This window comes from Glaciimonas sp. PCH181 (assembly GCF_003056055.1).
Lineage (GTDB): Bacteria > Pseudomonadota > Gammaproteobacteria > Burkholderiales > Burkholderiaceae_D > Glaciimonas.
The window spans coordinates 1,117,072-1,130,886 of the sequence record NZ_PYFP01000002.1 but is presented as its reverse complement, the minus strand read 5'-3'; the positions used below and the strand labels follow the sequence as shown (position 1 = coordinate 1,130,886).

The following is a 13,815-nucleotide window of genomic DNA, read 5'->3' as shown; positions in this document are numbered from 1 at the left end:
TTGCGATTTATAAATAGCGACGGTGCCAATTAGCGTGATAGTCGTCTATCTTTGTCTTTGTCTTTGTCTTTGTCTTTGTCGTTGGTGGAGAGAGCAGGGCACTGTACTTCGTGAGGATTAAAAAAATAGAGGTTTGCTGCTGTAATTTAAGTGAATTCCTTGGTTTGACGTCTCGTATCGCTCCATGTCGAAAATCGCATCTGATGGCAGATAGAGTAAAAAAACGGTGTTTTAGCTAGTCAATCAGCGTTATTACCGCAAACGCTTGCTTGCAAAAAATGTTCTAGTCGTGTTCAATCGGGGACATGAAAAAATTTCCCCCCCTCCCCAAATGGACCGTCGTTGCGCCGATTGCTGGCTGGATACTGCTAGCCGGTACCCAGTTTAATCTTGGCGCTGCCTATTCAATCATTCTGGTCCTTGGCTTGTTGGGCGGTGTACTGTCCGCCGTGTACCACGCAGAAGTCGTCGCACATCGGGTCGGAGAACCTTATGGGACCTTGGTGCTGGCATTGGCGGTAACGCTGATTGAAGTGGCGTTGATTGTGTCGCTGATGCTGGCGGGTGGCGAAGAAACAATGGGTCTGGCGCGCGATACGGTATTCGCGGCCATCATGATTATCCTCAACGGTATCGTCGGTATTTGTCTATTGGCAGGGGCCAGTCGCCACAAAGAGCAGACCTTCGGCCTATTGGGCGTCAGTGCATCGCTGGCGACGCTGGCAGCGATTGCGGTGCTGACGCTGGTGCTGCCTAATTACACATCGAGCGTAGTCGGTCCGGTGTATAGCAACAGCCAACTAGCGTTTATTGCCGTCATTTCTTTAGTGTTGTACGGCACATTTGTACTAGTCCAGACAGTTCGCCACCGCGATTATTTTCTGCCGGATGAATCCACCAATGATGAAGAAGTTCATGCTGCTCCACCGTCCGTCAAAGTGGCCTGGATCAGTGGCGGTCTGTTGCTGCTGTGTTTAGGCGCAGTCGTATTGTTAGCAAAATCGCTGGCCCCAACGCTGGAAGCGGTAGTCGCCAGCGCCGGTGCGCCGAAAACGCTGGTCGGCATCATTATTGCCGCCGTCGTCTTATTGCCAGAAGGCTTGGCGGCGGTACGTGCGGCACGCGCTAACCGTTTGCAAACCAGTTTGAATTTAGCCCTTGGATCGGCCTTGGCCAGTATCGGTCTGACCATTCCTGCGGTAGCGATCGTCTCGCTGACGACCGGTTGGACTTTGTCTTTGGGACTAGACATCAAATCCACCGTCTTGCTATTGCTGTCTTTCATCGTCGCCACGCTGTCGCTCGGGACCGGCCGCACCACCGTGATGCAGGGCACCATCCATTTGGTTATTTTTGCGGTTTACCTCTTCACAACGATTGTTCCTTAAGCCACCCAGCTGCAAGACACAAAAGTTGCCCAGACGTCAAGTTATCCCTAAGTTGCCCTGAGATGCGCGCCCAGCGCAGCTTAGGAGCCAAATCAACGCACATTGGCAGCAAATCTCAATTTTTTCATGCTTTGAGGCAATATTTATGCAAAATAATGTAAAAATATTTTGCCTGAGTCTGTTCGGAATAAATGGTGCCGGGGGATAATGTCGGTCTAATCTGATTTATCACTTTGAATTACTGGCCTGAATTACGCCCGGCACGGCTTAGCCCAATTTGGTGCAAATCCCCAGCATCAGACCGGCGTAACGCGGTTTAGCCATCATTATTGGACATATTGTATTTTGAAGACGACAAGAAGCAAGCGCTGGGACGGCACAATTCATACTCTGTCAGCTGATTACCTGAATGACGTAGTAGGACAAATGAAAACCTACGGAGATCGCGTTCAGTTCGGGCTGGCCCACGGTGGGCAACGCCCGTTTTATCAGGTCATTAACAGCTCTGATAAAAAAATGGCGTTCAACAGCACCCATCATTTGCTGCATCCGGTGACGGATGAATTTGTGGGCAGCAACGGTAGCGTGGTGTATACACTAGACCAAATCAACGCCGCCATCGCAGGTGTTGGTGTCCGCGCCAAAGTCAGCGCAACCCGTACCCGCACCACTGGCGGCACGCGTGCTGCTACGGTCAAAGTACAGGATCTGATCGATTCGCAAAAATACGACTATTTCAAGACCCATCGCGACCTGCTTCCGCCTAGCATCGGTGAATATTCGATCGATATCACGGTATTGATGAAGCAGGGCAAGTCGGCTGAAGAAGCGTTTGACGAGGTTATCAAACAGCATTTCTGATGCGAGTAGGGTGGTTAATCTTTGTTTGCCGGAGCAGATAAATCTGCAAAGCAAAGAAAGTTAAACGACTCCTGCAAAAAACAAAAAGAGGCCCGGTTGGCAAGCCCCTCTGAAAACTTATTAAAAAAAATCAGCGACTCCTAACTATAAAGCCCCATTCCATCAAGGTTTGGGGCTTTTTTCATAGTCGTTCAATTTACCAACTTTTTTATGGGCAATTCAAAGGCAGGGTTTGGCAGTGGAATGAATAGGAATAGAGAAAAGAAAAGCCCTCGTTTGAGGGCTTGGTTAATAGAAGTAAAATTATTCTAAAGTATAAGGCTGTGGCTGTGGGAAGGAGCCTAATATTTTATGTGGAGTGTAATCCACCAACTTTATTTTATTGCAATTCTTTTTATCATATTTATTCCAAATAAAATGAACAATCCATTCTGAAGTCATATATGGACCATTGCTTTGAACATATTCAGTATGTCCAATATGATAGTGCCAAAGGTTATTTTTCTTGGCATAAATATATTTAGGATCGGTATTATCAAGATTTGACCACGACTGAGCAATTTTTCCTGGGAATTGAAAATTTTGATTTGGAAACAGCCTTTGTGCTGATACTGAGATATGAAGAAATTCGTTCTAATTCATAAATACCATCATTGCTTTTAAGTGGTGGAGTTTCACCACAGCAGGAGCATTTTAATAGAGGGAAGTCTTTACCAGCAGAGTTAATTGTATATTCACTATTTCCATACTTCCGGTCTTGAGAGGCAGGAATTCCAAAGTTATTGCAACTTGGATTTTTACAGAAATTATATTGAACGCCGTTACTTTCCTGAGGAATTATAGGAAGTTTTTCGGTTTTGATTTTTATCACTTTATATTAAAAACTATAAAGCAATGTTAACTCGAAAATAGACTAAGGCCAAATATCATGTACTTATATCAGTCTATTTATATTTGTTAATTAGACATAAGGGTTTCTAATATAATAATCAATTTAAATCATTTCACTACTAAACCAAGTATTTAAATTACCTGCCTGGATTTCTAGTTTATCCATGATTATTTCAAATAATTGATTAAAAAATTATTGTAATCTTTATTTATTGAATGCAGTTATTAATAAAGTTTCCGATTTTATCTTTAACCTTTGTTATATCTGCATTACCGACATACGCCATTGCACCATCGCTACCGATTCCAACCGTAATTAATTTTGAGGACATTAATTTATTTAAATCGTTACCTGTCAGAGTTCGCGTTACCCAAGCAACAGAGCCACTAACATTAAAACCTTTTGGATTTTTTGTCCTAGTTTCTAGTTGAATTGTATTGTTATCAAAATTTAAGTAAGTGCGAGTTGCCCAATCGTCTTTATTCTTTGCATCTTCTTCAGTAGTTACCAATCCACCTGTAAGAGCAATGTGTTTATTGTTGCAAAAGAAAAGTAGCCTTGCTGTTCCATTAATTCTTCGTTGCTCAACTTTCAAATATGTATCCGTTTTAGATTGCTTTAGTTCTGCTGTGGTGGGGAATGCTCCGTCGTTTGCAAATTGAAGTTTTTCCGCATCTTCTACGGTAAGCCATAACATATTTTCTTTACCGACAAAACTAGCAGCAGAAAAAGCAAAAGCATCAACCCCCATCTTCTGAAGATAGGCAACAATCAATCCACTAACTTCTTGACTTGCTTGATTAGATACATTCGGGTCTGCTGAATAGAATTGATGAATTCCTAGTCGTGTTCCTTTGCCTAAATAATTTCTTCCTATTCCACCAGCAAATGCATAGGCACATGCACTTGCACACGTTCCTTGCTCAATCATTTTTCCATTGGAGTAGGTGGCAATGCCTGTATCAAAACCCAACTCTCTAATGGCAGAACCAAGGCGCATACCTTCAACCAGTGAACCGCCACCTGAATTTAATAAAACCATTGCATTTTCAATCTTGTTAGCCATGACGAATGCTTTAAATTCTTGTGCCGTGTTGTCAGTGATTTCTCCATCTGCATAAATTCGTGTTTTTCCTGAGTGCGAGTTTTCCCATGCAAAGACATCGTAGAACTCGTGCTTTGGGGCAGAGAAAGTCATTGCATATGAATTCCCAAGCCAAAGGCTCAAAAGGATGGATAGACCACATAGCAAGCGAAGTTTCATATTGATTGCCAAAAAGAAAAAGACCACATAGTTTCCCATATGGTCTTTTCTTTTTCTACCTATTACTGCCTGATTTTTCGCTAACTAAAGCGAAAATTTTTCAACAAGTTTTCGGAGGGGCTTGCCCGGTTGGGCCTCTTTTGCATTTCTGGTTGCCGGTCCGAGAGTTGGTCAGCCCCGATAATCCAGCGCTTATCGGAGTGGTACCGGCGTGCGTAACGTGACGAACTCCTCCGCCGAGGTCGGATGAATCCCGATGGTGTCGTCAAACACGCGTTTAGTCGCTCCGGCTTTCAACGCCACAGCAATCCCCTGAATGATCTCGCCCGCCTCCGGCCCGACCATGTGGCAGCCCAATACTTTATCGGTATCGGCGTCCACCACCAATTTCATCAAGGTTTTCTCGTCAGATTCGCTAAAACTCAGCTTCATCGGGCGGAATCGGCTTTCAAAGATGGTCACGTTATGTCCCGCTTTGCGCGCTGCTTCTTCGCTCACCCCGACCGTGCCGATGTTGGGCAGGCTAAATACCGCCGTCGGAATAGTGTTGTAATCGACCGGACGATATTCCTCGGGGCGGAATAAGCGCCGCGCCACCGCCATGCCTTCGGCTAATGCCACCGGCGTTAATTGCACGCGACCGATCACATCGCCCAGCGCCAGTATCGACGGTTCAGTAGTTTGATAATTGTCATCGACCTTGATAAAACCTTTTTCGTCCAATGCCACGGCGGTGTTTTCCAGCCCAAGATTGTCCAGCATCGGACGGCGGCCAGTGGCATAAAACACGCAATCGGTTGCGAGCACGCGACCGTCTTTTAAGGTCACCGCAAGGCTACCGTCGTCCTGTTTGTCGATGCGGGCGATGTCGGCGTTGTATTCCAGCTTCAGGCCTTTTTTCAGCAATTCCTCATGCAAATGTTGTCGCACGCTACGGTCAAAGTCGCGCAGTATCAATTCGCCGCGATAGACCAGCGTTGTATCGGCGCCGAGTCCATGAAAAATTGATGCGAATTCGACCGCAATATAACCGCCGCCAACGACCAACACGCGGCGCGGCAACTGCTTCAGAAAAAATGCCTCATTCGACGTAATCGCTAACTCTTTGCCGGGAATATCCGGCACATGCGGCCAGCCGCCAGTGGCGATCAGAATATTCGCGGCACGCAGGCGCTGACCGTTAATTTCTACGGTATGCGCGTCAATTATCCGGGCGTGGCCTTCGTGCAGCGCGACGCCACTATTGACCAGTAGCTTGCGATAGACGTCATTTAGCCGATGAATTTCGCGGTCTTTATTGGCGATCAGCGTGGTCCAGTCAAACGTCGGCTTGGATGTGGTCCAGCCAAAGCCGCTGGCCTGCTCAAAATCTTCGCTAAAGTGCGCGCCATACACCAGCAACTTTTTAGGCACGCAGCCGACATTGACACAGGTGCCGCCCAAATAGCGGCTCTCGGCGACCGCGACACGCGCACCAAAACCAGCTGCAAAGCGCGCAGCGCGCACACCGCCGGAACCGGCGCCAATGACGAATAAATCGACATCAAAAGACATAAAAATTTCTCCTTAATCGTTATCGGCCAGCTCTGACAATAGATGCAGGTCCAAAAAAGTCATCTTAACTTGTTTGCACCAGCCGGGCTGATCCGCTGATGATCGGCACAGCAAACGAGGCAGGGTGCGCCATGCGCAACCTGCCTCGTAAAGTATCCACCCTCCCCGACTAACGGTGTCAAACGCCGTTAGCCGGGGATCGGCTTAATTACCGCCGTTGTGGCGAATGTTGTCCAGCTCGCCACTGGCTTCCGCAATCGCCAGTTCTTGTTTTACTTCAGCACGGGTTTTGGTAGACACGGGTGTTTGCAAAACCGGATAGGCCGAATTGGCATAATTCAAACGTCCCTGATCACCAGCCTGCGTCAATTGCGCGACAACTTCGGCGCGGGTTTTGGTGGAGACAAATGGTGCGTCAACCGGATAACGTGCTTCAGCCATCGCAGCACCGGCGGTAGCAGTAGTAACAGCAACAAGGGCGGCAGAGATCATCAATTTTTGGATGTTCATTTTAATCTTTCAGTAGTAATGCTAAATGTATGACGGGCATTGAAAACAATGTTCGTTCGGGACCTGCCAGACAGGATTGCCGGGCAGGATGCTGCAAGTTCGTTAGGTAAAGCTATGCTGCGGGTTGTTCACATTATTGACGTTGTTGGTGTTGCAGCACGGCGGCGCTTAACCAATCCTGCAATGACGACTTGCTTTGCAAGCCGACTTTTTGCGCGATAGGTTTTCCGTCTTCAAACAACACCAGCGTCGGTATCCCTCGGATTCCATGGGCTTGCGCCAGCTCGGCAGCGTCATCGACATTGACCTTTGCCATTCTTACCTGACCTTCAAATTCAGCCGAAAGCGCATCCAGAGTCGGCGTTTGCACTTTGCAAGGGCCGCACCACGGTGCCCAAAAATCGATCAACGAAATACCGGATGTGCTGTTAGTAAATGCAGGCACAGCGTCAGCTTTGATATCTGGTAAGGCGGACATGTCAGTAACTCCTATGCAATTAAAGTGCGGTGGCGACGGCCGGGAAATCAACGTCGGTAGCCGCAATATGGTTGGTGTAATTGGTCAGAATATTAAAGACCACGCTAGCGATGGTTTCGATAATCAGACCGTCGTCCAGACCTGCTGCACGGGCCGCATCGACCTCTTCATTACTCAGCACGCCGCGTTGTTCTACGACTTTCACTGCAAACGCAGCCAGCGCATCATCCGCCGCTGCGGTCGCGTGTCCGGCGCGCGCCGCCAAAATTTCTTCGCCGCTTAAACCGGCTGCTTTGCCCATTAACGTGTGGGCCGACAAGCAGTACTGACAACTATTTGCCTGACCCACTGCCAGGGCAATGATTTGGGTTTGACGTGCGCTCAAGCGACCTTTGCTAAGCGCCTCGGACATCGCCAGATAACTGTTGAGTGCGGCCGGTGCTTGCGCTAATGTGGCGATGGCGTTGGGAATTCTGCCAAGTTTGCTTTTCACTGCCGTCAATGTGATCGCGGTGGCGGGGTCAACTTGGGCGAGGGTCAAAGCGGGGATGCGGGACATAACGTTTTCCTTTAATGACTGCGAAGTGCATGGGAAGAATCATGTCATGGAAAGTGATACTATTTGTTATCGAAAGTCTTAAAAATAACGCAGTTAGTATCAATCTGAGGAAAAAATGGATAGATTGTCGCCGTTGTTTGCACGCTTTGCCCCCTCTGCGCAGGTGTTTCATACCGGTGCTTTATGCGGCAGTACCGACGCTGCGTTGTTGGATGGCAGTGGACATATACATTTAATTAGCAGTGGTCGCCTGACGGTTTTACGGCCACATTTCGAGCCAATTACGATAGAGAAACCGTCGGTATTGTTTTTCCCACGGCCTAGCGTGCATCGTTTGCAAGCGGATGAGCACGATAAGGCCGAAATGGTGTGCGCCAACATCAAGTTCGGCGGCGGTCCGGAAAATCCGGTCATAAAAGCGTTGCCCGAAGTAATGGTGGTGCCGCTGGCGTCAGTGCCGGGTTTACAGCCAATGCTGGCGTTGCTGTTTGCCGAGGCATTTTCTGATAATTGCGGGCGGCAGGCAGCGGTTGATCGCTTGACCGAATACTTCATGATTCTGTTGTTGCGTCACGCCATGAATACTAAATTGGTGGTCGGCGGGATCTTGGCAGGGCTAGGCGATCAGCGTCTGGCAAAGGCGATTACTGCGATGCACGAGCGGCCAGAGCAAAGCTGGTCGTTAGAGCAATTGGCCGAGTCCGCGGGCATGTCCAGAGCGCGTTTTGCAGTGCATTTCCGTGAAACTGTCGGGATGACGCCGCTGGATTATCTGACCGACTGGCGCGTCGGCGTCGCGCAGGTAATGTTGAAGGGTGGTCAATCGCTGAAGCTGGTGGCACCGGCAGTTGGCTATCTCAGTCCAACCGCTTTTACGCGGGTGTTCAGTCAGCGGATTGGCGCTTCGCCGACGGAATGGCTGGCGCAACATGTGATGGCTTGATGCATGGCTTAAAGCGATAAAAGGTGGCGCAAACATGCGTCACGCAGCGGTAATTAATCCGTCATTAAGTCGTCACGTAAGGGGTGTTTACTACGGTATCCATTTTTCGTACCGATATTGCTGTGCATGTTATGGCTAATATCTGTGCGGAGAACGTCTGATAAAACACATCCCGAGGACTTATGAAACGCCCATTCATCGCAACCGCCACACTTATCGCTGCCGCACTTTTTATCGCTGGCTGTGCCAGCAACGACGGCAATTTACAAGCAGCTGGCCACTTTAAAACGCTGGATGGCAATCGGCCATTGATCGTCGGGCATCGCGGTTTGCCGGGCCTTTATCCTGAAGAAGTTATCGCCGGTTATAAAGCTGCGATAGCGGCAGGCACAGATGCGCTTGAGCTGGATTTGCAATCGTCTAGCGATGGGGTGTTATTTGCCTGTCATAACGTATTTTTGAGCGACACAACGGACGTTGCGAATCATCCTGAATTTGCTTCACGCAGAAAATCGCGCATGGTAGATGGCGTGGCGACTGGGCCAGAATGGTATATCAGTGATTTCACTGCCGCAGAACTCAAAACATTGCGGGTTAAACAACCGATTGCTGTACGCAGCAAGCAGTATGATGGTCAATTCCAGATGGCGACGTTTCAGGAAATTATTGATTTGGCCAAGCAAACTATGGCTGCTGAGCCGCAGCGCAAACTGTATGTTTATCCAGAAACCAAGAACCCGCTTTATCAGCGTGAGTTAGGTTTGCCGCTGGAGGCGAAGTTGCTGGAGATGCTGAACAACGAAGGTTGGAATACACCCGATTCGCCAGTGTTTGTGCAGTCGTTTGAGCCGGTTAGTCTGAAGCTGATGCGCAAGATGGGATTGAAAACTAAAGTTGTGCAGTTGATCGATGGCGATGGGACTGATTTTAAAACGGGCGTGATGACGTATGGTTCACCGGATACGGCTAAGCCATATTCATGGTTGAAGGCGAATGATCCACGCACGTTTGCGGCGATGGTGACGCCAGCGGGATTGGCTGAAATCCGGACGTATGCTGATGGGATTGGCCCATGGAAGTTGTATATTTTGCCGCCGCAAGGGGTGGATGCTGCTGGGAACGCGGTGAAGACGCTGGATCAGGCGTCGAATATGGCGCCTACTAATTTGGTTGCTGATGCACATAAATTAGGGTTGTTTGTGCATCCGTTCACGTTTCGGGATGAGGGAACACGGTTGACTAAGACTTATCATGGTGATCCTAAGGCAGAATATAAGGCTTATTTTGATTTAGGGACGGACGGCGTTTTTACGGATTTTTCTACTACCGGGCGGGTTGCTTTGGATGAGTGGTTGGCTGTGAATAAGTGATTATGTAAAGCTGACTGTTGGTAGTTGAAATGGTTGGCGCTCCGTTGATGCAAGCCGGGGTGGCCCGGCAGCCGGTCACTTTCTTCTTGGGTGCGTTTTCCGCGGGGACGCCTAGCCGAAGCAAAAAAAAATGACTAGCTGTCGGGCTACCGCCGATAAACTAGCCACGGAGCGCTAACCGTTTCAATTACCGGCCACCCAAACAAAACCGCGTCCCCTCAAAATAGCAACAAAAGAGATTCGATTGCATTAACCCCCGCAACTAGCAATACTATCCAGCTAACTACCGATAACTGGAGACCCTCCCCACCATGGCTAAAAAGAACGCTTTCTACGCGCAATCCGGTGGCGTCACCGCCGTCATCAACGCCTCCGCCTGCGGCCTAATCGAAACCGCCCGCAAGCACAAAGACATCATCGGCAAAGTCTACGCCGGTCGCAACGGCATTATCGGCGCACTCACCGAAGACCTGATCGATACCAGCAAAGAATCCATCGCCGACATCGCGGCATTACGCTACACCCCAGCCGGTGCATTTGGTTCTTGCCGCTACAAACTAAAAAGTCTCGAAGCCAATAAACGCGAATACGAGCGTCTGATCGCCGTCTTCAAAGCCCATAACATCGGTTATTTCTTCTACAACGGTGGCGGCGATTCAGCCGATACCTGCTTCAAAGTCTCGCAATTATCAGAAACCCTGGGCTATCCGGTACAGGCGATCCACGTCCCCAAAACTATCGACAACGATCTTCCCATCACTGATTGCTGTCCCGGCTTTGGCTCCGTCGCCAAATACGTCGCCGTATCCACCCTCGAAGCATCGCTAGACGTGAAATCGATGGCGAAGACTTCGACCAAGATTTTTGTGCTTGAAGTCATGGGCCGTCACGCTGGATGGATCGCGGCGGCCGGTGGATTGTTGATTGACCACAATATCCCTGTAGTCATTTTATTTCCCGAAGTCGAATTCGATCAGAAAAAATTTCTCGCCAGAGTCGATGCAAACGTCAAGAAATTTGGCTATTGCACCATCGTTGTCTCCGAAGGTTGCCACTATCCCGATGGCAGATTTTTAGCCGAACAAGGGACCAAAGATGCGTTCGGCCATGCCCAGTTGGGTGGCGCTGCCCCGGTGGTTGCTAATCTGATTAAAGATGCCCTAGGGTATAAGTTTCACTGGGCGGTAGCAGATTATTTGCAGCGTTCAGCGCGCCATATTGCCTCTAAAACTGACGTAAAGCAGGCCTATCAATTAGGTCAGGCCGCTGTGCAATTAGCCGTCAAAGGCCGCAACGCTGTTATGCCGACTATCCAGCGTTTATCGGATGTGCCGTACAAATACCGGATAGGCGTGGCGGATTTGAAGGATGTGGCGAATGTCGAGAAATTTATGCCCAAGGACTTCATCAGCAGAGATGGCTTTGGCATTACGGAGAAATGTAAGCGTTATCTGTTGCCACTGATTCAGGGCGAGGATTATCCGAAATATGCAGATGGCTTGCCGTTATATGTAACGCTGAAAAACGTGGCCGTACCGAAAAAACTGGCGACTTTTAAAGTGTAGTTGACCCGCAATCCCGCAATGCTGAGGAATCAGCGCAATTGCAATAGCAACGCCGGTTTCTCGCCATAGTCGTCATAACGCTCATTGATGGCACTGACACAAAATGTCAGTTCCTCAATGATTTCCGGTGCTTGCTGGCGCAATGTCGCGCTATTCAACACTTCAATAGTCAACATTTCGTCTGGCTTCAAACGAAATTTACTCATCCCGTCTTCATCGCGCAGATAGCTCAGACAATCAATCCAGGCGCTCATGTTGCGGCCATAAAAGTCGGGAAAACCAAATGCTGCGTGGGACGCAGTATGAAAAGCATCCCAATCGGTCAGGGTGCTGCCGTCTAGGCGGACTATGGGCATGATGTCTTCTCACTTTGTAGAAAGGATGGGGGAGTAGTACGATTTTACGCAAGTATCGAGGACTGCTCTGCATAAACTGTTCAGGAATAAAAAAAGGAAGCGCATGCGCTTCCTTTTTTTCAAACTGATCAGATCAATCCAGCGATCTGATCAGAACGATTAATACCCAGCGGCGGAGCCAGCAGGACGACGACCGTCGTTCGCGCCGTAAAAGTAGCCCGGCAGAACCTTGCCTGATACGCCAGCATCATTACCCGAACTTGCGGCCGACACACCAGCAGCGCCCGGCAAGCCGATCATGATTAGTTCAGCAGCGCCCCAAGGCGTTTGTTCTGTCATTTTGTAGCCATTGTCGCGCAGGATTTTCAATGTATCCGGTGAAATTCCACGAGTTTCGTAATACACCTCGTCCGGCAACCATTGGTGATGAATACGCGGCGCGTCAACTGCTTCTTGCGGTCCCATGCCGTGGTCGATCACATTCAACGCAGTTTCCAGCGTGATAGTAATAATGCGCGAACCGCCCGGTGAACCTACCACCATGAACGTTTTGCCATCTTTAGTAATCAAGGTTGGTGACATCGATGACAGCGGACGTTTGCCAGGTGCGATCGAGTTCGTCGCGCCTTGTACCAAGCCATACAGATTTTTCACGCCGATTTTGACGGTAAAGTCATCCATCTCATCGTTAAGGAAAAAGCCTGTGCCCGGTGCAATTACAACCGCGCCGAAGCGACCGTTGATTGTGTAAGTGGTGGAAACAGCATTGCCCAGCTTATCGACGATCGAATAATGCGTGGTTTCTGGTTTTTCATGCGGTGCCATGCCCGGCTGAACTTGATCGGACGGTGTGGCTTTTTCTGCACTGATTTTCTCGCGGATAGATGCTGCGTAAGTCTTACTCAGCAGACGATCAAGCGGATTTTTTACGAATTCAGGATCGCCCAAAAACGTATTCCGGTCCATATAAGCATGACGCATTGCTTCGGTCATCACGTGGATCGATGCGGCCGAGTGGAAGCCCAGCGCCTTCATGTCATAGCCTTCAAGCGTGTTGAGGATTTGACACATAGTCGCGCCACCCGAACTTGGCGGCGGTGCCGACACAAACACATAACCACGATAATCGCAGGTTACAGGCGCAGTTTCGGTGATTTTATAGTCAGCGAAATCGGCGGCAGTAATAATCCCTTTGCCCATTTTTGAAGCACGTTCGACGGCTTCAGGAATCGCACCTTTATAGAAAGCATCAGGGCCGCGGCGGGAAATAGCTTCCAGCGTTTTAGCCAGATCTTTTTGCACCAGACGGTCGCCCGGCTGCAATGGTGAACCATCGCGACGCAAGAAAATGCGGCTGGCTTCCGGATCTTTTTTGAAGTATTTGATCGTGGTGTCGAGAATGTCGGTATCGCCGCGATTGAGGATGAAACCATCACGCGCCAGCTTGATCGCCGGTTGCATGACTTGGGCGCGCGTCAACTTGCCGTATTTGCGTTGCGCTGTGTCGAGTCCAAGCACTGTGCCCGGTACGCCGACTGCCAAATAGCCGTACAGGCTGGCGTCGCCGATGACTTTGCCGTCAGCATCCAGATACATATTTGGGCTGGCTGCAGCAGGGGCTTTTTCACGGAAATTGATAAAAGTGTCACGTCCATCGGCCAGATGGATGGTCATGAAACCACCGCCGCCAATGTTGCCGCAACATGGATTGACAACTGCTTGCGCGTAGCCGACTGCGACTGCTGCGTCGATTGCATTGCCGCCCATTTTCAGGATATCTACACCGACTTGAGACGCCAGATGCTGGGATGTAACGACCATGCCATTTTTTGCTTCGACGGCAGGTACGCCAACCGCTTGAACATTGCCGATTAAGGCCAGCGCGAAGGCGGTTGCAGCCAGCGGCTTTAACCAATTTTTGAGACGCATACAATTCCCCTTATTTTTAACTGTTGTCAAACCAGTACATGATTGAAGCCCGTGACGGCGTTATCGGTTGCTATGAATAATCTGCAACTAATAAATAGTAGACAGCCGACAGCTCAGCTATTGTAGCTATCTGAGCAATTTTTGTA

General features: G+C 49.2%; 12 protein-coding genes. 5 read left to right on the top strand and 7 right to left on the bottom strand.

Features of this window, described 5'->3' with window-relative positions; translation table 11 throughout:
• The first annotated feature begins 305 nt into the window (after positions 1-305).
• A complete protein-coding gene (locus C7W93_RS18295) occupies positions 306-1,388 on the top strand; it encodes a calcium:proton antiporter (RefSeq protein ID WP_108441687.1) in 1,083 nt (360 codons plus the stop codon).
• A 426-nt stretch (positions 1,389-1,814) separates the two neighbouring features.
• Positions 1,815-2,249 carry a hypothetical protein gene (locus tag C7W93_RS18290; RefSeq protein ID WP_225869931.1) on the top strand — a complete coding sequence of 145 codons (435 nt, stop codon included), beginning with the start codon at positions 1,815-1,817 and terminating at the stop codon, positions 2,247-2,249.
• A 1,100-nt stretch (positions 2,250-3,349) separates the two neighbouring features.
• On the opposite strand, the gene C7W93_RS18285 is transcribed toward C7W93_RS18290, so the two are convergent.
• The 5 genes from C7W93_RS18285 to C7W93_RS18265 form a co-directional block, all read right to left on the bottom strand.
• Complete coding sequence (locus C7W93_RS18285) at positions 3,350-4,444, bottom strand: hypothetical protein (protein ID WP_108441685.1); 1,095 nt, start codon at positions 4,442-4,444, stop codon at positions 3,350-3,352.
• A 153-nt stretch (positions 4,445-4,597) separates the two neighbouring features.
• Positions 4,598-5,959 (bottom strand): glutathione-disulfide reductase, encoded by a 1,362-nt coding sequence (gorA, locus tag C7W93_RS18280; protein WP_108441684.1) that lies wholly within the window; start codon positions 5,957-5,959, stop codon positions 4,598-4,600.
• A 204-nt stretch (positions 5,960-6,163) separates the two neighbouring features.
• Positions 6,164-6,469, bottom strand: coding sequence for a DUF4148 domain-containing protein (locus tag C7W93_RS18275; protein ID WP_108441683.1), 306 nt, complete (start codon positions 6,467-6,469; stop codon positions 6,164-6,166).
• Between the two features lie 133 nt (positions 6,470-6,602).
• Positions 6,603-6,947: a thioredoxin gene (gene trxA / locus C7W93_RS18270; RefSeq protein WP_108441682.1), complete on the bottom strand. Its 345-nt coding sequence runs from the start codon at positions 6,945-6,947 to the stop codon at positions 6,603-6,605.
• 19 nt (positions 6,948-6,966) lie between these two features.
• Positions 6,967-7,506: a carboxymuconolactone decarboxylase family protein gene (locus tag C7W93_RS18265; protein ID WP_108441681.1), complete on the bottom strand. Its 540-nt coding sequence runs from the start codon at positions 7,504-7,506 to the stop codon at positions 6,967-6,969.
• A 115-nt stretch (positions 7,507-7,621) separates the two neighbouring features.
• Here C7W93_RS18265 and C7W93_RS18260 point away from each other — a divergent pair, with 115 nt between their 5' ends.
• The 3 genes from C7W93_RS18260 to C7W93_RS18250 all read left to right on the top strand — a co-directional run bounded on the left by C7W93_RS18260 (position 7,622) and on the right by C7W93_RS18250 (position 11,384).
• Positions 7,622-8,449 (top strand): AraC family transcriptional regulator, encoded by an 828-nt coding sequence (locus tag C7W93_RS18260; RefSeq protein WP_108441680.1) that lies wholly within the window; start codon positions 7,622-7,624, stop codon positions 8,447-8,449.
• Between the two features lie 182 nt (positions 8,450-8,631).
• Positions 8,632-9,819 (top strand): glycerophosphodiester phosphodiesterase family protein, encoded by a 1,188-nt coding sequence (locus C7W93_RS18255; RefSeq protein WP_108441679.1) that lies wholly within the window; start codon positions 8,632-8,634, stop codon positions 9,817-9,819.
• A gap of 311 nt (positions 9,820-10,130) precedes the next feature.
• On the top strand, positions 10,131-11,384 hold the full coding sequence (locus C7W93_RS18250; protein WP_108441678.1) for a 6-phosphofructokinase: 1,254 nt from the start codon (positions 10,131-10,133) through the stop codon (positions 11,382-11,384).
• Positions 11,385-11,413: 29 nt separating this feature from the next.
• On the opposite strand, the gene C7W93_RS18245 is transcribed toward C7W93_RS18250, so the two are convergent.
• Positions 11,414-11,740 carry a barstar family protein gene (locus C7W93_RS18245; RefSeq protein ID WP_108441677.1) on the bottom strand — a complete coding sequence of 109 codons (327 nt, stop codon included), beginning with the start codon at positions 11,738-11,740 and terminating at the stop codon, positions 11,414-11,416.
• A 159-nt stretch (positions 11,741-11,899) separates the two neighbouring features.
• A complete protein-coding gene (gene ggt / locus C7W93_RS18240) occupies positions 11,900-13,561 on the bottom strand; it encodes a gamma-glutamyltransferase (protein WP_225869976.1) in 1,662 nt (553 codons plus the stop codon).
• Between the last annotated feature and the right edge of the window lie 254 nt (positions 13,562-13,815).

What these genes read in the sequence shown, in the direction of transcription:
- C7W93_RS18285 (WP_108441685.1), bottom strand. Translation starts at nt 4,444, where the DNA reads ATGGGAAACTATGTGGTCTTTTTCTTTTTGGCAATCAATATGAAACTT.
- C7W93_RS18290 (WP_225869931.1), top strand. Translation starts at nt 1,815, where the DNA reads ATGAAAACCTACGGAGATCGCGTTCAGTTCGGGCTGGCCCACGGTGGG.
- C7W93_RS18295 (WP_108441687.1), top strand. Translation starts at nt 306, where the DNA reads ATGAAAAAATTTCCCCCCCTCCCCAAATGGACCGTCGTTGCGCCGATT.
- C7W93_RS18260 (WP_108441680.1), top strand. Translation starts at nt 7,622, where the DNA reads ATGGATAGATTGTCGCCGTTGTTTGCACGCTTTGCCCCCTCTGCGCAG.
- C7W93_RS18250 (WP_108441678.1), top strand. Translation starts at nt 10,131, where the DNA reads ATGGCTAAAAAGAACGCTTTCTACGCGCAATCCGGTGGCGTCACCGCC.
- C7W93_RS18255 (WP_108441679.1), top strand. Translation starts at nt 8,632, where the DNA reads ATGAAACGCCCATTCATCGCAACCGCCACACTTATCGCTGCCGCACTT.
- C7W93_RS18275 (WP_108441683.1), bottom strand. Translation starts at nt 6,469, where the DNA reads ATGAACATCCAAAAATTGATGATCTCTGCCGCCCTTGTTGCTGTTACT.
- gorA (WP_108441684.1), bottom strand. Translation starts at nt 5,959, where the DNA reads ATGTCTTTTGATGTCGATTTATTCGTCATTGGCGCCGGTTCCGGCGGT.
- C7W93_RS18245 (WP_108441677.1), bottom strand. Translation starts at nt 11,740, where the DNA reads ATGCCCATAGTCCGCCTAGACGGCAGCACCCTGACCGATTGGGATGCT.
- trxA (WP_108441682.1), bottom strand. Translation starts at nt 6,947, where the DNA reads ATGTCCGCCTTACCAGATATCAAAGCTGACGCTGTGCCTGCATTTACT.
- ggt (WP_225869976.1), bottom strand. Translation starts at nt 13,561, where the DNA reads ATGGTCGTTACATCCCAGCATCTGGCGTCTCAAGTCGGTGTAGATATC.
- C7W93_RS18265 (WP_108441681.1), bottom strand. Translation starts at nt 7,506, where the DNA reads ATGTCCCGCATCCCCGCTTTGACCCTCGCCCAAGTTGACCCCGCCACC.